General features: G+C 45.3%; 16 protein-coding genes. 1 reads left to right on the forward strand and 15 read right to left on the reverse strand.

Annotation, left to right across the window (positions count from 1 at the left end; all coding sequences use genetic code 11):
* Nucleotides 1-11: 11 nt before the first annotated feature.
* Nucleotides 12-317 (forward strand): DUF3870 domain-containing protein, encoded by a 306-nt coding sequence (locus ACXAD6_RS14725; RefSeq protein WP_474969508.1) that lies wholly within the window; start codon nt 12-14, stop codon nt 315-317.
* A gap of 158 nt (nt 318-475) precedes the next feature.
* On the opposite strand, the gene lhgO is transcribed toward ACXAD6_RS14725, so the two are convergent.
* The 15 genes from lhgO to ACXAD6_RS14800 form a co-directional block, all read right to left on the reverse strand.
* Nucleotides 476-1687: an L-2-hydroxyglutarate oxidase gene (lhgO, locus tag ACXAD6_RS14730; RefSeq protein WP_474969509.1), complete on the reverse strand. Its 1212-nt coding sequence runs from the start codon at nt 1685-1687 to the stop codon at nt 476-478.
* Nucleotides 1688-1705: 18 nt separating this feature from the next.
* On the reverse strand, nt 1706-2641 hold the full coding sequence (gene glaH / locus ACXAD6_RS14735; protein WP_474969510.1) for a glutarate dioxygenase GlaH: 936 nt from the start codon (nt 2639-2641) through the stop codon (nt 1706-1708).
* A gap of 299 nt (nt 2642-2940) precedes the next feature.
* Nucleotides 2941-3840, reverse strand: a complete 900-nt coding sequence (locus ACXAD6_RS14740) for an AEC family transporter (RefSeq protein WP_474969511.1) — start codon at nt 3838-3840, stop codon at nt 2941-2943.
* Between the two features lie 56 nt (nt 3841-3896).
* Nucleotides 3897-5330: an aldehyde dehydrogenase family protein gene (locus ACXAD6_RS14745; protein ID WP_474969512.1), complete on the reverse strand. Its 1434-nt coding sequence runs from the start codon at nt 5328-5330 to the stop codon at nt 3897-3899.
* Between the two features lie 20 nt (nt 5331-5350).
* A complete protein-coding gene (locus ACXAD6_RS14750) occupies nt 5351-6241 on the reverse strand; it encodes a class II fructose-bisphosphate aldolase (RefSeq protein WP_474969513.1) in 891 nt (296 codons plus the stop codon).
* A 15-nt stretch (nt 6242-6256) separates the two neighbouring features.
* Entirely contained in the window at nt 6257-6988 is a 732-nt protein-coding gene (locus tag ACXAD6_RS14755; RefSeq protein WP_474969514.1) for a GntR family transcriptional regulator, read from the reverse strand.
* Nucleotides 6978-8144, reverse strand: coding sequence for a diphosphate--fructose-6-phosphate 1-phosphotransferase (locus tag ACXAD6_RS14760; RefSeq protein WP_474969515.1), 1167 nt, complete (start codon nt 8142-8144; stop codon nt 6978-6980). The genes ACXAD6_RS14755 and ACXAD6_RS14760 overlap by 11 nt, the downstream gene beginning before the upstream one ends.
* Nucleotides 8145-8156: 12 nt before the next feature.
* Nucleotides 8157-9500, reverse strand: a complete 1344-nt coding sequence (gene sftI / locus ACXAD6_RS14765) for a sulfoquinovose isomerase (protein WP_474969516.1) — start codon at nt 9498-9500, stop codon at nt 8157-8159.
* 75 nt (nt 9501-9575) lie between these two features.
* A complete protein-coding gene (locus tag ACXAD6_RS14770) occupies nt 9576-11627 on the reverse strand; it encodes an alpha-glucosidase (protein ID WP_474969517.1) in 2052 nt (683 codons plus the stop codon).
* A 12-nt stretch (nt 11628-11639) separates the two neighbouring features.
* On the reverse strand, nt 11640-13397 hold the full coding sequence (locus ACXAD6_RS14775) for a solute:sodium symporter family transporter (RefSeq protein WP_474969519.1): 1758 nt from the start codon (nt 13395-13397) through the stop codon (nt 11640-11642).
* Nucleotides 13394-14080, reverse strand: coding sequence for a DUF4867 family protein (locus ACXAD6_RS14780; protein ID WP_474969520.1), 687 nt, complete (start codon nt 14078-14080; stop codon nt 13394-13396). The genes ACXAD6_RS14775 and ACXAD6_RS14780 overlap by 4 nt, the downstream gene beginning before the upstream one ends.
* A gap of 387 nt (nt 14081-14467) precedes the next feature.
* Nucleotides 14468-15676, reverse strand: a complete 1209-nt coding sequence (locus ACXAD6_RS14785) for an MFS transporter (protein WP_474969521.1) — start codon at nt 15674-15676, stop codon at nt 14468-14470.
* Complete coding sequence (locus ACXAD6_RS14790) at nt 15663-16100, reverse strand: MarR family winged helix-turn-helix transcriptional regulator (protein ID WP_474969522.1); 438 nt, start codon at nt 16098-16100, stop codon at nt 15663-15665. Before ACXAD6_RS14790 ends, ACXAD6_RS14785 begins: the two co-directional genes overlap by 14 nt.
* 317 nt (nt 16101-16417) lie before the next feature.
* Complete coding sequence (locus ACXAD6_RS14795) at nt 16418-17197, reverse strand: enoyl-CoA hydratase/isomerase family protein (protein WP_474969523.1); 780 nt, start codon at nt 17195-17197, stop codon at nt 16418-16420.
* 29 nt (nt 17198-17226) lie between these two features.
* Nucleotides 17227-18411 carry a thiolase family protein gene (locus ACXAD6_RS14800; protein WP_474969524.1) on the reverse strand — a complete coding sequence of 395 codons (1185 nt, stop codon included), beginning with the start codon at nt 18409-18411 and terminating at the stop codon, nt 17227-17229.
* Nucleotides 18412-18418 lie beyond the last annotated feature (7 nt).

Below are 18418 nucleotides of genomic sequence, written 5' to 3' on the forward strand. Positions count from 1 at the left end.
GAGGCATACCAATGAAAACGATTTTTGTAGCCGGCCACGCCAAACTCCCAGCAGGGATGGCCGCCAATCATATCTCGGAATCTTTAACACTGACGCTTGAAGTGGACAGAAAGTATGGCGTCATCGTCGATGCTTCCTGTACACTTGCTACAGAACACGGACGAAGTTTCGTCAAAGCGTTACTGAAAGGCAGCAGTTTACAGGACGGTGTGGAAGAGCCTGCTGCTGAATTAAAAACAGGATATCTGGGTAAAGCAGGGAACGCTCTCGAAGCCTCCCTTAAAGACGCACATAAGCAGTACCTCCTCCATCAATAATGGTTTACTATGTAAAAAAACCGTACGATGATGAAACATTCCAATCATCGTACGGTTTTTTTTATTGGAGCGTACACGACCTCCGCTTTCCTTAGAGATGCGTCCACAGGGTAATCCTTTCAAGAAATGGATAACCCCCTTACACGATGATTCTTTAATCAGCTGATCGACACACGTTCCCGTCCCAGACCGGGCAGTTTTTCAGCAATTTCCTTCCCGATTTCCAATGAAGCAGTGGCTGCCGGGGAAGGGGCGTTGCATACGTGAACCGTCCGTTTCCCCGGAATGATATAAAAATCGTCTATGAGCTTCCCATTTTTCAACATCGCCTGTGCGCGTACACCGGCATCCGTCGGTACAATATCATCCGCATTGATTTCGGGAACGAGACGCTGCAGGCTCTTCACAAAGCTTTCCTTATGGAAGGATCGGACCATCTCTTTCATCCCCTCCTTCATATTGGCCCCTGCAAGCTTCCAAAAACCAGGGAACGTTAAAACCTCTTTCATGTCCTTCCAGTCCATATCCACTTTGCGATAACCTTCCCGTTTGAGACTCAGCACCGCATTCGGTCCGGCATGAACGCCTCCATCCATCATTTTCGTTAAATGAACCCCTAAGAAAGGGAAATCCGGGTTGGGAATCGGATAGATTAAGCCTTTAACGAGGTGGCGTTTTTCCGGTACCAATTCGAAATATTCCCCGCGGAACGGAATAATCTTCACATCCGTATGAATGCCGCTCATCGCTGTCATCCGATCACTGAATAACCCCGCACAGTTGACCATATACCGGGAATGAATGGTACGTCCGGGTGTCTCGATGATAACCGCATCCTTTTTTTCTACAATATCCTGGACAGGAGAACCGAGAAAAACATCAGCTCCTCCTTTTTTCAATTGTTCCATAAGCTTCCGGCTGACCTCTTTATAATCGACAATGCCTGTCGTCGGCACCTTCAATCCAGACAGCCCATTCACATGAGGCTCTATATCATGAAGCTCCTCCTGCGAGAGTCTTGTCACATGCAGACCATTCTGCCCCACTCGTTCATATAGAGCTTCCATCCGCGGCAGTTCCTCGGGCTCTGTGGCCACAAGCACTTTCCCACAGACATTGTGGGGAATCTCATGCTCCTTGCAGAACCTCACCATGGAATTTCTGCCTTGAACGGCCATTCTAGCTTTGAGACTGCCGGGTTTATAATAGACACCCGAATGGATCACACCGCTGTTCCGGCCAGTTTGATGAGCCGCAATTTCCGCCTCTTTTTCAACAATCGCGATAGAAGCATGCGGTTCTTTGTTTTGTAATGCGTACGCTGTCGAGAGACCGACAATACCAGCCCCGATAATCACATAATCATACATATAGAAGCCCCCTGCCTTTTACTTGGAAAATCGTCCCCGCTGACGGAGCAGCTCTCTGTGGAGATCGGTATTCTTCTCAAAAGCTCCGCGTCCATGCAGCCAGAAGCGGTTGTTCAGCATCACCAGATCTCCTGTCGGAAGTTCAAGCTCCACTAAGTTTTCCGAGTTCTCCATTGAATGGGATAGATCCTTTAAATACTGGGCCTGTGTGATCGTTTCTGGATAGACAAATTGGTCAATAAAGCAGATGCACGGCTCGTTGTTCCACGTATAAAAGGTCTCCCTCTGCACGTCCTCACTTACATTTTTACTTGCAGGTGCCTTGTACGTAAACGGATAATCCGCCAGCGCATGACTTCTGTAGTAATCCAGGTCCTCCCACTCATCCAAATGAAGAAGGCGTGAATTTCCACCGGTGGCATTCTCCTCTTCCATCTTCATCATCAGCAGCCAGTCCGTCGGCTCATCGACATACGTCCCGTCCGTATGAAGGGTGAATCTCCGGTAAGCCTGTCGGAGGTAGGAATCACTGTCATCCGTATGCTGGACAGAGAAACGGGCGTAATATTTTTTCGACATCGCATCAAAATTCGGAATACCTGCCAGGTGAGAAAACGCAGTAGAAAATTTCACATAATCCTGAGCATCCATCGTCGTTCCCTGGACACCTGTGGTAAAACCGCCGGATCGTCTATCATTCAGAATAGACGTCACATGCTTTTGGAAATCTTCGTCCAACACGTTCACTAACGCTTGAGCCGTCAACAGCCGCTGGTAAGGAATATACTCCAGCTGCTCATCACTGATATCCTTCACGTCTTCCAAGAACTTGTGAACCGCTTTTGCATCCAGTTCAATCGTATACAAACGTTCATGCTTTTCATGAGGTTGAATCTCATATCCATTCCCTGAAAACACCGGTAATTGTTCTTTTCTAACGTCTACAGCACACATAAACATTCTCCTTTTTTTGATAGAATTGATCTTCCATCCAGGCCTGGATACGAAAAAAGCCAGTCTTCCCCATAGGAGGAAAACTGGCTTTGAACTGCGGATGATCTCCGGGTCATGGAGACGGAGCAGTTTTAACAGTTTGATATCGCTACAACGTTCATGGCAGACCGATTGGAAAAGGGGTTACCTTTTTTGAGGTCTGCTTTCTATTTCTAAGGTTATATCTTTTACAATTTTCTGTCAACATGTAAATATCATGAACAAACGACTCCATCTACACCGATCTTTCTATAGAGGTGTTATGTGACCAAATATATAACTATAGGAATTGTAAGGATGCTGACAAGGGTTGTGAAAAGAGTTGAACTTGTAACTGTTTGTGGCTCGGTCTGGAATTGAATGGCGTACATCGTTGTATTGGCAGCAGTTGGAGTAGCAGCCATAATGATCATGATCTGTTTCATTAAAGGATCAACAGGCATTCCCCATACGAGGACAGCTGCAATAGCCGGAGCTGCGATAAGCTTGATAATTAAAGCTGTTGATACTTTTCGATATTCCAAGCCTGTCACTTTTATATTGGCCAGCTGCATTCCCAAAGTCAGCATGATTAAAGGGATGGCCGCACCTGCAATTAAATCCACACCACCCTCCAGTCCACCGATGCTGAGGTCAAAGGCTTGAAAGAGATATCCGATCAACGCCCCATAAACCATTGGCATACGGCGGACGGAACGGAGTGCGGCTTTTACACCACTTCCACCCTCTCCCCCTTTAGCTGCATAATAAACTCCTAAAGTACTCATAAGCAGCTGTTGGAGAACCATGAGGACAATAGCTGTATCCATCCCTGTAGTTCCGAATAAAAATAAAACCAACGGCGTTCCATAGTTTCCATTGTTCGTAAATGCACAGGATAGCACCAACCCACATCTTTCTTTTTCCGAGTATCCTCTGACTTTTGATAAAATGGTTACAATAGCAATGATCGTTACACAAAGCCCGAGCATATAAATGGAAATATAAACATAGGAGAATGTAATGGTTTCTTCATAAAAAGTCTGGAACACGAGAAAAGGGACTAGGATATAAAGCGCTAATTTGGAGAAGGCTGACGTATCAAACTGCAGAATCTTCTGAGCTGCAAAACCAATGCCGAAAACGAGGAAAATGGGCAGCAGAATTGTAATAAATTCCATCATCTTTCTCCTATAATTAAAATTAAGAAAGGGAGTCACCATGACTCCCTTTCCTTTTACAAGTTAAATACGACGATTTTTTCTTCTGTCATTTCTTCAATAGCGTAGCGTGGGCCTTCTTTTCCAGTCCCGCTTTTTTTGACTCCGCCATAGGGCATATGATCAACCCGGTACCCTGACGTGTCATTGATGATCAGTCCGCCTACATGAATACGATCAGCTGCATACATCGCAAAAGCTAAATTATTTGTGAACAGGCCTGCTTGAAGACCATATTCAGAATCATTAACAAGAGAGATGACTTCATCTTCGTTTGTATAAGGCTGAACCGCCACAACAGGACCAAATACCTCCTGTCTGCAAACCTTCATATCAGCATGAACATGAGAGAGAACAGTTGGGTGATAAAAAACGCCCTCACGCTTTCCGCCGGTTTCAACAACAGCTCCTTCTGCAACCGCTTCGTTCACCCAGTTTTCAACACGGATGGCTTCTTCTTCTGCAATCATCGGCCCCATTTGGGTGGCGGAATCCAACGGGTCTCCTAATTTGATCCGGGAAGTTGCTTCTTTCACTTTCTCCATAAACACCTCATAGACATCCCTATGCACATAGACACGTTGAACAGAGATACACACCTGACCGGCATTGTTAAAACTTTTCTGTGCCACAAGTTGAGCCGCTTGATTGACATCGGCATCGTTATGCACGATAGTAGCCGAGTTATTGCCAAGCTCAAGAGCCGTATCTCTAAGTCCGGCTTCCCTGCGGATCTGTTCCCCCACCTGTGGACTGCCTGTAAACGTAAACAGGTTTACGTCCTGATTAGCGGTAAGCAATGGCCCCACTTCACGTCCTTCACCAGTGAGAACATTTAGTCTTCCTTTTGGCAGCCCGGCTTCCTCAAAGAGTTTAGTAAGTAATAATGCACATAATGGCGTTTCTTCTGCGGGTTTCAAAACGACACTGTTCCCAGCTGCAATAGCAGGGCCAACTTTATGGCAGACAAGGTTTAAAGGAACATTAAAGGGCGTAATGGCTGCCACAACACCGACAGGATATCTTCTTGTAAAGGCTTTGCGATTCTCTGATCCCGGAGCAGCTTCAACGGGAATTTCCTCGCCATGAATCCGCTTTGCTTCTTCGGCAGAATTTTCTAAAGTCAGGGCTGAACGGCCGACTTCTCCTCTTGCTTCATTGATTGGCTTCCCTACTTCTTTAGCTATGATTTCTGCAAATTCCTCTGTATGCTCTCTCAGTAACTGAGCGACCTTTAACAACACTTCATAGCGGTCGTATAGAGAGAAAGGAACACCTTGAGCCTGTTTCGCTGCAGCGACAGCCTTGTTCACATCAGCTTCTGTACTGACTGCCGTTTCCCCTACCTTTGCTTGGTTGTATTTGTTCCATACATTCAATGTTTGTTCTGTCCCACGCCACTCTCCATCAATAAATAATCCGAACGAATAACTTGTAGCGATGCTATTCATCACAATAACCTCCTTATATGTTATAACGTTACGACCTTTTCTTTTATGGAAAATTCATTGGCTTTACCCGCACTACCGAATACATCGATCTTTTCTTTCACTTTTTCTTTCATATGCTCACGACCAGCACCAAGCGAATCAGCCAGTACAATATCCTCAGGATGATCTTGCAAGTACCTTTTCACGCCCCTAGTAAAGGCTTGACGCAGCTCAGTGTCCACATTTATTTTAGCGATCCCCATCGTAATGGCTCTCTGGACTTGTTCATCAGGTACATCTGAACCTCCGTGAAGAACAATCGGACGTTTGACGGCCTGGGATATTTCTTTCAACCGTTCAAACCGTAGATTCGGCGTTTGTTTATAAATCCCATGAGCTGTCCCAATCGATACCGCTAAATAATCAACATCCGTTTCATTTACAAAATTCAGAGCTTCTTCTGTCGTTGTGATCAACGCATCCTTTTCATCTACCGTAATGTCATCCTCAGTTCCGCCAATTTTCCCAATTTCCCCTTCGCTGCCTATACCCAGCGCCCGTGATGTTTCAACGACCTGCTTCGTGATCCTCGTATTTTCCTGGAATGTTAACCCGGATCCATCAAACATGACAGATTGAAATCCTGCTTGAACAGCTTCCATTGTCTGTTCATACTGCCGGCTGTGATCGAGGTGGATGCAGACCGGCACAGAAACATTCCAGGCAAACGCATCTACCATTTCTTTCATAGGTTTTAGTCCTAATGTTTGGATCACTTTCTGTCCAATTTGAATCATCACCGGGGACTGCTTTTCTTCAGCTGCATCTAATATGGCTAGAATTGTTTCCGCGTTATGAGCACTGAAGGCACCGATTCCGTATTGGTTCTCATAGGCATGGGTCAATAAAGTTTTTCCATCTACAAATGGCACAGAAGACCACTCCTTTTATCTTTTCAGCTCAAGGCTGTAATGATATTGATCATTGCGGTATTTCGTTTTCGTATACTCGATAGGCCGTTCGTTCACACCAAAACTTAATCGTGTCATTTCAAGTAAAGCTTCTCCACCCCTTATTCCGAGGGCATCCGCTTCATCAATGGTTGCATTAATCGCTGCTATTTTTTCACTAGCTCTATTTAAATAAATATTATAGTTTTCAAGAATTTCATAGTACCGCGCTTCATCAAGGTTGTGCTTGATAAGAATTTCACCAATTTCCTTTGGCCAGCATGTACGTTCCAGTGCTACAGGAATCTCATCGGCCAGCCGTATTCGTTCGATAAGCAGGATAGGTTCATCATCTTTAATCTCCAACATGGATGTTTCGTGATGCAGATTAGATTTGAATTCTGCGCGGATCAGCTTACTGCGAGGCGTTTGCCCCCGTTCCAGCACCTCTTCTGCAAAACCTTTCAACTGACTGAGATTCCCACTCAATTTCCGAGGTTTGACTATAGTACCGCGTCCTTGTTTCTTTTCCACCAATCCTTCCTGGACCAGGATGGATACGGCCTGGCGAATGGTTGTGCGGCTGACATCAAATTCTTTCATAAGTTCTTGTTCGGTAGGGATGAGTTTATCGGCTTCCCACTGACCATTCTGAATTCGGTCAATAAATAATTCTTTCAATTGTAAATATAGAGCCAGATCTTTGTTCGGGTTAATTTTAGTATTCACTATAATGGACTCTCCTTTTTGAAAGCGGAGGGTAAGTAGGGCGGTCACCTCCCATCAGAGGGGCCAGCCATTCATAATAGGCATTCCTGTCTTTAATGAACGCTGCCGGCAGCAATCGTTCACCCTCAGCTATGACTGTTTCAAGTTTCACAGGTATAATCTCTATTGTATAACAAACATCTGATCTGCGCCCAACAGCAGCCATTACTTCATCAAAATCCTGAAGTACCCAATCCCCACCTTCTTTTCCAATCCGATAAGCTTCATTTGAATCTATGGTGGATAACGCAGAAGTATCGGCCCGTTGATTCATGCCCAGCAGTTCAGCTCTGGTATTCACATTCAATTCCTTACCAATAAACTCACTGATCTGCTTGGAAATGCCACCAAGAACTGCCCTACCATCTACATGATTGAGTTCAATCTGGCTGCCTTCTTCCCATTGAACACCTTCACTGACAACGATAAGAGCATATCCAAAGTCGTCCAGTGACCGTTGAACGGTCTTCAGCAGCTGATGACGATTCAATGGTTGTTCTGGAAGAGCAGTAAAATGAGGCCCCTCTTCTTCATATTCCTTCCAAGCCCCGGCCGCAGCAGCCAGCCAGCCCGCATTCCGTCCCATCGTTTCAAGCACTCGTACCTGCTCGAAATTTTTCATAGAGTACAAATCCCTGCTTAAATCTTTGGTCGTTTTAGCAATGTACTTCGCTGCACTGGCAAATCCCGGTGCATGATCCGTCCCACCCAGGTCATTGTCCACTGTTTTGGGAAGCCCAATGACTTGAAGCGGCCAGCCCTGCCGCTCCGCTTCTTTTTTCACTTTGAAAAGGGCTTCCATTGTGCCATTTCCTCCAATAAACACGAGCGTATCGATATGGTTCTTCTTAAGAGACCGAACAGCTTCACAAATTTCTTTCTTTTCAAATGGGTACCGCCCTGATTGCAGGCAGGCTCCTGGAACATAGCGATTTTCTTTAATCCATTCCACCATTTCTTCGTCTCCATCCAGGAATTTTTCTTCCACCAGTCCCTGGTATCCTCCTTCAATGAAGGTTAATCGACATCGCTCTTTTATACTGTCCACAAAACCAGCCAGAGTGGCATTAATAACAGCTGTAGGGCCACCTGCCTGTCCTACTGCGACGTGTTTCATCTGGTGTCCTCCTTATTCTTTTGTATATACGATCGTTTCAAGACCCAGTTGACGCCCCAGTTCCTCAAGCTCTTCTACGACATCTTCATAAACAAGAGCATAATGAGGCTCAAACCCTTCTTCCATCAAACTGTAAAGGGTACTGTTGATATCTGTCTCTAATTCGACTTCCACCGATGTACCGTTGAAACGCTTAGGGGTATCCAATGCTTTACCACGCATAATTAGCAGTCGATAACCTTCCGGGGTGTAGCTGACACGGAACATAGTCACTTGACCCGGCTTCAAACCGAACTCCATTGTAAATCCAAGTTTGCGATTCGGATGAACCCCGGGTCTCGCTCCTTGATCCGGGTGGGCAAGCGAATAGGCTCCTGCCCCACAATGCCAGAAAACCACCGAATGACTAGCTTCATTCACATGAACCATGTCGCCCAGGTACGGAGATTTTCCGCCGCTCAATTGCTGAAGGATGAACATCGAAACCGATCCATGTATATCGGATTCGCAGGAAGAGACAATCCCATCTTCTGTGAACTGTGAAAGAGTGGAACATGCAGCCGCTCCCAGTTCATTAAAGAATTCAGGCCAGCAGCGAATAGCTAATCCTGATAGCTGCTCCTTATCAACGATTGATTCTACATACGTTGTGAACTGAGCAAACCTTTGGACTGTTTCGTCATTTCTATTTAAACCAATGACTTGCTGCTGCGCCCGGTCGACAGCATGCTCCCATTCTCCTTCTGTTAGTTTCTTAGATTCTTCAAAGGCTTTCATTAAATCAACCTGCTTCACTTCCACTCCTAATTGTTTATGAAGCATGTCTTCGTCTGTTCCAGAGAAAAAGAAACCTGGAGGATGTTCTCCAATGACACCAATCTTGAAATCTCTTAAATCCTGAATCATCTGCTGCACTTTTAAGTATTTGGTTAAACGCGCACGGATTTGTGCTTCTTCGGGATTACCAAAAAGAAAGGAGTACGGATGTCCCGCACATTTCAGGACGTGACTGGTACTGTTACCACCTGTTAAAGAATTCAATCGAAGCCGGCCATTGATGCTTGGTTCGCGGATCGACCATACCATTACCGGCGCCTGAACCTGCTTGATCAACGTTTCTACAAATTCTCCATCAGCGAATGTGACACTTTGATAGATTGATACTCCAATCTCTTCTTCAGGAATCGCTTTCAAAAAATCATTCAAATCATCCGGTGAAGTAAGAATACCCTCCGGTTCAATTACTTCAATCCCAAGACCATTCAACATTTCTGAACTTTTTCCCCTTTGAATTTCTCCTGCTTCTAGATCAAACGTCTTTCTTCCAATTGGAAGGTATAACACTTTCATAGTCATTGATCCGTCCCACCTTTATCTCTGTTTGAAAACATCATAACATACGTACCTACCTTTATACAAAGGTTATTACCTTTATTTTTCGATTGTATACTCTGCCCTTATTTTCTTATAGAGATCAGCATATTCCGATCCGTTTCTATAAAATACAGGCGGCTGTCCCAGCGGCGCCTCCACTTCAACATTCCCTCCTGTAAATTCCTCTCCCGTCCATAAATGAACCCATGCCTCATCCGGGAGATACACACGCCACTGACTTACAGATTCCTCATAAACTGGAGCCACAAGGATGTCGCTCCCCAACATGTATTGGTATTGGATATCATAAGTATTTTCATCAGATTCAAATTCCATAAATAAAGGACGTTGGACAGGAATCCCTTTTTCTGCATTTTCCTTCACAATTTCTTTAAGGTAGGGAGCTAATGAGGTATGAATATCTGTCATACGTACGAAAGCATCCATCGTTTCTTCATCACGATCATACTGGTGGCTGTCTGTTGGACGGTTACCTTCATGACTTCTCATGACCGGGGTGAAAGCAGCAAGTTCAAGCCATCGCAATAGTAACTCTTTCGAGCGTTTATTCCCGTGTAAACTTGTGTACCCGCCTATGTCACTATGATGAAGACCGTTCCCCGTTAACCCCGCTGAGAGAGCTGCAGGAATCACAGAAGCAATTCCATCATCAAGATCCCAGTTAACACTTTGATCACCGGCCCACAGTAGACGGCAGTATTTTTGACTTCCTGTATAGCCCGCACGCATAAAGTAGACGATTTCATCTGTTTTACCAGCCTCATCGACAGCTTCAAAATTAACTCTGGCCCATAGCGCAGGCCAGGCATTATGCATCAGCATGGCAGGCTCACCGTTGTAGAGTTTGGCATCTGTCGGAAGGTATTCTCCAAAGTCCGCCATCCATCCATCTAACCCGAAATCAATCATATAGATTTGAATGACACGTTTATACCATTCGAAAGCGTCCGGGTTGGTCAAGTCTACAATTCCACAGTCAAACTCTCCAAAATCGACTAGGTAAATGTCATCTTTTTGATTCAGCACAAAGTAGTTTTTCGCAGCAGCTTCTTGATACAGCGGTCCATCAAGAATTAAATATGGGTTGATGTAGCCCAGAAAACGAATGCCCTGCTCTTTCCATTCTTTAAGCTTTTGATCCAGACCAGGATATTCATTCGCATCCCACTGCCAGTTCCAGTTCAACCGACGTCCAAAGGAAGTGAATCGTTTCCCCTGCCAGTCCTGCGCCCATACAGCGCCCACCTTCAATCCTTTTTCCCGGGCCTCATCTATTTTTTTCTGAACAGCATCCGTTCCTCCCTGCATCCCCAGCCATATTCCATCATACGTCCATTCAGGAAGCTCCGGCTGCCTTCCAAGATGCTTCGTTAAACGAGAAACCAACTCTTTAAAATCCGCTCCTGTTTCAAACCTGATGTGTTCAGGAACTTCCCACATCTGCAGCTCATGATATTGATCTTTACGGAAATCAAAATCTGCGTAAGCTGTCGTATCGACATGACAGAAGTATTTCTTAGAGGAAAGATACGTTGGCTGCGGAAAATTCGTATGGTAATAATCGCCGCCTGCTTTGTCATGAACATCCGCAAGAAATGTCGTATACGTCTTTTTATTTCTTCCTACGCCAGGTTCTGAAGTCCATAACGGGAAGTTTTTTCCACGCAGGTTCAAATGGGACATCTGCTCCCCACATCCATAGATTTTCTCATCAGAATCAGCAGCAATACGAATCCAAAAACGGCTGTACGCCTCACGATCACCTGAAAACGTCAGTGTTAAATTTTGATCTTCGTAAAGGAAATCCACTGTTAACACTTCTGTGTCTGCAGGCGTTCGTTTAAAGTCAATTTGAAAACCATCATCTTTTTTTCGACTTATTTCGTAGGTCTTCAACCCAAACCTTTCCACAACATAATCTTCAATATGATAATTCCCTCGATACATCTCAATAGCCTCTTCCCCGCTTCCGACATATAAACATGGAGAAGCAGGGGAATGCTTGAAAATCGTTGTACCGTCCAATGTTACCTCAAAGGTTCTCCCATTAGTGTGAATGTCCAATCCTTGCTTTCGTTTAGTCTGCATAATTGGTACCTCCTATAAATTTGCTGCTTTTTTGGTTTGATTTTCTAAAACTTGATCATATTTCTTGTCCCACTTTTTCAGAGCAAATACTAAGGTTACAGTTGTCAATCCAATTAAACCGCCTGACGCTGCCCAGAACCATGACGAAACGACCGCATCCGGGTATGCCAATCCTATTGGAGAGAATGTAATGTAAACGAATACAATTAAACTTAAGAGAATAATAGCTGTAGGGATCGCGTACTTCCATGGTACCATGCTCACTTTTGGTGCATGTTTGAAAGAATACGGTTCTGAAAGAGGCCGTATATATCCCACACCCAGCATAATCCCTACTTCGATGAAGAAAAGAATAGCAGAGATATGGATAAAGTTCATGGTAATTTCAATACCGAACAACTGATTTAACCCCCATACCAGCATATAGTAGGTCACTACATGAAAGATGACAGCTATTTTTGCTCCCAGAGGGGGGACAAATTTCGATGCAATCCCTACAAGGACAATAGCAATGATTGGAATGTTGAAGAAACCAGTAAACTTACGGATGATGTCCCAAAGACCATCCGGTGCACTCATCAGCATCGGTGAAATAAAAAAGGACACCAGAGCCAGAATGGTTCCAAAATATTTACTTACACGAATCAACTGCTCATCCGATGCATCCGGTTTAAATCCTGTCTTGTAAACATCCAGAGCGAACATGGTCGCAGCTGAGTTCAACAAGGAGTTAAAGCTGGAGAAGACCGCGCCGAGCAGCACTGCAAGAAACAACCCGGAAAAAATGGTCGGCATCAAATTCGTAACCATAGTTGGATAAGCTAAATCTACCGTCTTAAATCCGGAGCCATACAAATGAAAAGCAATAACACCTGGAATCATCATTAAGATTGGAACGAGGAGCTTGTAAAAACCTGAAAACAGAACGCCTTTTTGACCTTCAGCGAGGTTTTTAGCTCCAAGAGCCCGTTGAATTACATACTGGTTTGTTCCCCAGTAAAACATATTCATGAAAATCATTCCTGTAAAAATCGCTGAAAATGGTACAGAGTCTTCCTTTCCACCAATAGCATTCAGCTTATCAGCATTATCTGTTGCCATCGTTTCAAATCCTCTAAAGAAGTTTCCATCTCCAAGGGCAAACAATCCGATAACAGGAATCATCAAACCGATCAGCAAAAGGCCGATTCCGTTTAATGTGTCAGATACAGCTACGGCTCTTAAGCCACCAAAGATAGCATAAACAGCTCCGATAATACCAATGACCCATATGACCAGCCATACCGAAGACTCAAAAGATATCCCCAGCAGGGAAGGAACATCAAACAGTTTTAAAACAGCCAGTGCACCTGAATAAAGAACAGAAGGGATCGTCACGAACGCATACCCCAGCATAAACAGAACAACGATGTATCTTCTCACCCCATCATCAAAGCGGGTACTTAAAAATTCAGGAAGCGTTGAAAATGCACCACCCAGATATTTGGGAAGTAAGACCAAAGCCATAATGATGACTGCGATGGGAGCGGTCACTTCCCAGGCCATATTTGAAAGGTTTGTACGATAGGCCTGGCCATTCAGGCCTATTAATTGTTCAGCAGACAAGTTTGTCAGCAGTAGACTCCCTGCAATAAATCCGCCTGTCAACCCTCTTCCCGCCAGAAAGTATCCGTCGGAATCATTCACCTGTCCCTTGGATTTCCGATAAGACACCCAGCCCACCAAACCCATGAACAAGACACATGTAACCAGTGTAAAAAAGAGATTCATTGCTGCTTTCCTCCCTCTCGCTCCATTGAATAATTCACAAAAACGTTAGGACCTTTTATACCAACATGCGCTCCTTCAGATACAAAACGCTGATGATCCTTATGGGATAGCAGCCACTTATTTTTCTTAAATAGAAGGAGATCCTGCTCGACAGCTGACTGATTTAGAGGGGTGTTTGTGCCTTCTGGAAGAATAACAATCGTTTTAAACCCTTCTTCAGATACTTTACAAGGAGCTAAGTGTAAGGTGGTTTGAAACAATTCGACTACATAACCCTCCGGCACATAAAACGCCCTTAAATGCTCTGTTGAAAACGTATGATCTTTTATATCATTAAAATGACCTATTAAGAGAACCATATCAGTGACAGCTATGTTGAATTCGCTTCCCTTGTGGAATTCCAACCCTCCTAAATGTGAGTTCTTACCTACACAAAAACCAATCTGGACAGGCATCCCACCATAATAAAAGTTCTCAATTTTTTCTTTAACCCCTGCTGTTTCCAACCTTAGATTAGCAGGTTCGTAGACATTTCCTTCCGCTGGAATAGAGACATCTTTCATTTTTTCTAGTAAAGGACCTTTTGGAAAATTTTCATGCACTCTTCCAAACAAGTGGAAGGACTCCTCATCAATATGGTGGATTTCCATACCTTCATTACACTTCTGAATAGTCTTTAACATATTGTTCCTCCCCGTTAAAAGATAACTACCTTTTAAAATACATAGGTACCTTTCGTTGTTATCCATTCTAATGGAAGCGCATACAGAAAAGCAAGTATAATTTTTAAAATATTTGGTAAATAAAGATGGATCAGACAAATAGAAAGGAACTTGATCAGCGTTCATAATTACGAAAAAGGCAGGATCCCCCTCAGGGACCCTGCCTTAAAATCAATTTATTTTTAAAAACATATAGACTGCTGTCAAAATCAATCCCCACAAAGGAACCGATAATAAAACCGCCCAGAGCAGCCCCTTCATAAAGTTTCCTTCCTCTTTCACCATTTGACCACCTCTTTGTCACCAGTGTAGCCAAATGAGCTGCTTTTTATAGAAAAAGCTGTCCCATCAGATTTCTTCAGCTCTCTCTTTTACCATCCGCGTTTTCTGTTGGCGTGTATAAGCATAATAAAAGATTCCGAGTACGAGAAGAACGAGAATCCCACTGATCTGATAGGTCACACGAAAGCTTGTCATGGAAACGAGCAAACCTAAAACATAGGAGCCTGCTGCGATTCCGGTGTCATACATCATGAAAAAGGTGGCCGTGGCATGGCCGCTCCGATGCTCTGGAGCAGACTGGACAGCCATTGTTTGGAAACTCGGCAGCAGTGATCCATAACCAAGGCCGATGATGGCTCCGGCGAGCAGCATTCCCCATAAGGAATCGATATACCCAAGCAGGATCAAGCCTCCTGCAAAAATAAGCAGACTCGGAAGAATGACAATACTCGGTCCTTTATTATCAAATGCCCGGCCGAGAGAAGGGCGTGAAACAATCATCACAACAGCGAAGACGACAAAGAAGTAACTGGATACGCCTCCGAGCCCCAGGGTATTCGCGTATACGGATATAAACGACACAATACTGGAATAGGAAAAAGCAACAAGGCTTGCAATCAAGGCTGTCGGCAAGGCTCTTGTTTCAAATAAATCATGGAAAGATACCTTCGCTGTTTTCTGTTCTGTCTTCGGTGCGGCTTTTTCACTTGAAGAACGGATCATCAATGAACTGATCACACCAAGCAGCATAAACACACTTAAAACGATAAACAAGGTCTCAAAAGGAGCCGCCTGGAGAATCGAAAGACCAACAAACGGTCCGACAACGACCGCCACATTCATGGACATCGCAAAATACCCAAGTCCTTCTCCACGCCTTTGTGCGGGAACGACGTCCGCTGCGATAGCTCCTGTTGCTGTCGTTACAACGGCGAAGGAAAGACCGTGAATAAACCTCAGAGCAATCAATCCTTCAAACTGAGAGACCGTCAGATAAAAGATCATCGTAAGCAAATAAAGGGAGGCTGCTGCAATAAGCCCTTTTTTCTTACCTGTCTTTTCTAAAAACTTACCGGAAAACGGCCGGATCAAAATGGCGGCCACCATAATGGCGGTGACGACAAGACCTCCCTGGGCCTCATTACCGCCAAGTTCATCGATCACGTAAATAGGGAGAGTGGTTAGCAGCGCATAAAAGGTTACAAAGACAAAGAAATGCGTGAGTGATACGCTGATAAAGTTTTTTGTCCAAATCGGCTGGTTAGTCTTCTGCATTGTCATTCCCCTCCTCTATGATCATTCTTTCCAGGAGACCACGGAGCTGCTTTTCTTCTGCTTCTGTAAGTTGAAGCAGCTGTTCATCTTCATACTTCCGAATACTTGCGGCTATTTCATCTCTTCGTTGTTCCGCCTCAGGAGAAATATGGATGATGCGCTGCCGCTTATCGGACCCCTGCTTACGGACAAGCCATCCCTTTTCTTCCAAACGGGTAATGGTCCTTGTAACCGTCGGAGCTTCCACATTCAAATACTGCCAGATTTCTTTCTGCGTCATCGGCCCCATCCTATGGAGGGTATATATGACCGCCCATTGGGACATGTACAAGTCGTATTCCTTCAGCTTTTCGTTCATCCTTTGGTTCAACCGCCGCACCTGCTGGTTTAACAGGTGGAGAATATTATGATCGGAGCGTTCCATCCTATCACCTCTTGATTATTTACTTAGGTAAGTATTTTGCATACAGACTATCTTAAAGGATGTGAGGAGTATTGTAAACCGGCAGAAAGGATGAGGAAATTAGGGTTAGAGGTAGATGGATATCCATTTTTTTGTCCATATATCAATTAGTTTTTGAATATATCAATTAAATTCGGAATATATCAGCCAAATTTGAAATATTTCGATTAAATCGGAACTATATCAACCAATCACTAAATCACCACTAATGCCTGATCCATATTTCCCGGGAAATCCTCCGGAAATCACAAAAAGGGCGGAAATCCGCCCTTTTCCTGTTATCTGCCTTCAAAAGAAGGCTTCCTTTTTTCGAGAAAAGCCCGCGCCCCTTCATTTTTGTCCTCAGAGTTGAACAGGACCGCCTGAGAGAGGCGTTCAAGCATTAGTGCGGTTTTCATATCAGTTTCCGCCCCCATATGAACTGAAAGTTTTGCGAGCTGGACGGCGAGCGGACCTTTAGCCAGAATGCTCGCACTTGTTTCCTCAACCTCTGTGCGCAGTCGTTCCGGCGTAACCACTTTCGTGACAAGCCCGATCGCCAGAGCTTCTTCTGCGGATATCCTTTTCCCTGTCAAAATCATTTCCAGAGCCTTTCCTTTGCCCACTAAACGGGTCAGGCGCTGGGTACCTCCGGCGCCCGGGATGATGGATAACGACAACTCAGGAAGACCGAAGGAAGCGTGGATGGAGGCGATACGGATGTTACAGCACATCGCCAGTTCACAGCCGCCACCGAGCGCAAAGCCATTGACCATGGCTATCGTCGGCTTTTGGTAAGCTTCGATCTTATCGTACAACTGCTGCATATCGCCGTTCTTCAATGCATCCACCGCTTCCGCTTCGGTCAGCTGCTGAATATCAGCGCCGGCGGCAAATGCTTTTTCTCCCTGTCCGGTGAAAATGACGATGCCTACGTCATCATCTCCCTCTGCCCGGCCCAGCGCGTCCTCCATTTCATCGAGCACGGCCTGACTTAAGGCATTCCGGACCTCAGGACGATTAATAACAATATAAGCGAGACGATCTTCTTTCACATACGCTATGTTTTGATATTCCACAACACCGCTCCCTTTCTTAGATTCCTTCCTTAAGCACGTTCCAACAGCATCGCCATGCCCTGACCGCCACCCGCGCACAACGTGGCAAGTCCATATCTTTCCTTTCTCCGCTTCATTTCATGAATCAGCGTTGTCACGATCCGCGTCCCACTTGCCCCGACCGGGTGACCGAGGGCAATCGCTCCGCCATTGACGTTCACGATATCGGAATCCACTTCCAGCTCCCGGATAACGGCAAGTGCCTGAGCAGCAAAAGCTTCATTCAACTCTATCAACCTGATATCCTTCAGACTCAAGGCTGTGCGGTCCATCAGCTTTTGGACAGCGGGTACAGGACCAATTCCCATGACTTCCGGGGAGACACCGGCCACCGCCCAGTCCGTGATTTTGACAAGGGGGACACATCCCATTTCCTCTGCTTTCCGCCTCGTCATCATGACCACAGCAGCCGCTCCGTCATTGCGGCCGCAGGCATTCCCGGCTGTCACCGTCCCATTCTCCTTAAATACCGGACGTAGAGAAGCCAGCTTTTCCTTTGTCGTTTCCGGACGTAGGTGCTCATCAATCTTGATCGTTTGAATCCCTTTTCTACCTTTCACTTCATAAGGGATTACTTCGCCTGAAAAAAACCCTGCCTCCAACGCAGCAGCAGCACGCCGCTGGCTCTCAAGCGCAAATACATCCTGATCTTCTCTTGAGATGCCATAGCGTTCGGCGACATTTTCAGCGGTTATACCCATCCCGAGGTCAGGCCCATACATTTCTTTTGGCTGCTGACCGGCTTCCTTATGGGAGTCTACTAAGACAGGGTCTCCTTCCCCAAACCTTGCCTGTCTTAAATACAGGGGTGCGCGGCTCATACTCTCTGTGCCGCCGGCTACTACAATATCTGCCTGTTGAAAAGCAATCTGCTGAACACCAGAAGCGATCGCTTCCAGACCGGATGCACACAACCGATTGATCGTATATGCCGGGGATGATTCAGGAATTCCTGCTCTCAAAGAAGCCACACGGGCCACGTTCGAAGCTTCTGTCGTCTGCCGGACTTCTCCAAGAATCACTTCGCTTATATCGTCGCCCTTCAGCCCGGCCGCGGATATGGCCCCTTTGATCGCGTGAGATGCGAGATGCCCGGAAGATTTATTCCTCAGCGAACCGCCATACCGGCCGACAGGCGTCCGCACAGCACTGACGATAACGATTTCTTCGTTCATGAGCGCC

The organism is Halobacillus sp. ABH2_015 (assembly GCF_056158945.1).

What these genes read in the sequence shown, in the direction of transcription:
- ACXAD6_RS14785 (WP_474969521.1), bottom strand. Translation starts at nt 15,676, where the DNA reads ATGCAGAAGACTAACCAGCCGATTTGGACAAAAAACTTTATCAGCGTA.
- ACXAD6_RS14745 (WP_474969512.1), bottom strand. Translation starts at nt 5,330, where the DNA reads ATGAATAGCATCGCTACAAGTTATTCGTTCGGATTATTTATTGATGGA.
- ACXAD6_RS14725 (WP_474969508.1), top strand. Translation starts at nt 12, where the DNA reads ATGAAAACGATTTTTGTAGCCGGCCACGCCAAACTCCCAGCAGGGATG.
- ACXAD6_RS14800 (WP_474969524.1), bottom strand. Translation starts at nt 18,411, where the DNA reads ATGAACGAAGAAATCGTTATCGTCAGTGCTGTGCGGACGCCTGTCGGC.
- ACXAD6_RS14790 (WP_474969522.1), bottom strand. Translation starts at nt 16,100, where the DNA reads ATGGAACGCTCCGATCATAATATTCTCCACCTGTTAAACCAGCAGGTG.
- lhgO (WP_474969509.1), bottom strand. Translation starts at nt 1,687, where the DNA reads ATGTATGATTATGTGATTATCGGGGCTGGTATTGTCGGTCTCTCGACA.
- ACXAD6_RS14770 (WP_474969517.1), bottom strand. Translation starts at nt 11,627, where the DNA reads ATGCAGACTAAACGAAAGCAAGGATTGGACATTCACACTAATGGGAGA.
- ACXAD6_RS14780 (WP_474969520.1), bottom strand. Translation starts at nt 14,080, where the DNA reads ATGTTAAAGACTATTCAGAAGTGTAATGAAGGTATGGAAATCCACCAT.
- ACXAD6_RS14740 (WP_474969511.1), bottom strand. Translation starts at nt 3,840, where the DNA reads ATGGAATTTATTACAATTCTGCTGCCCATTTTCCTCGTTTTCGGCATT.
- ACXAD6_RS14775 (WP_474969519.1), bottom strand. Translation starts at nt 13,397, where the DNA reads ATGAATCTCTTTTTTACACTGGTTACATGTGTCTTGTTCATGGGTTTG.
- glaH (WP_474969510.1), bottom strand. Translation starts at nt 2,641, where the DNA reads ATGTGTGCTGTAGACGTTAGAAAAGAACAATTACCGGTGTTTTCAGGG.
- sftI (WP_474969516.1), bottom strand. Translation starts at nt 9,500, where the DNA reads ATGACTATGAAAGTGTTATACCTTCCAATTGGAAGAAAGACGTTTGAT.
- ACXAD6_RS14760 (WP_474969515.1), bottom strand. Translation starts at nt 8,144, where the DNA reads ATGAAACACGTCGCAGTAGGACAGGCAGGTGGCCCTACAGCTGTTATT.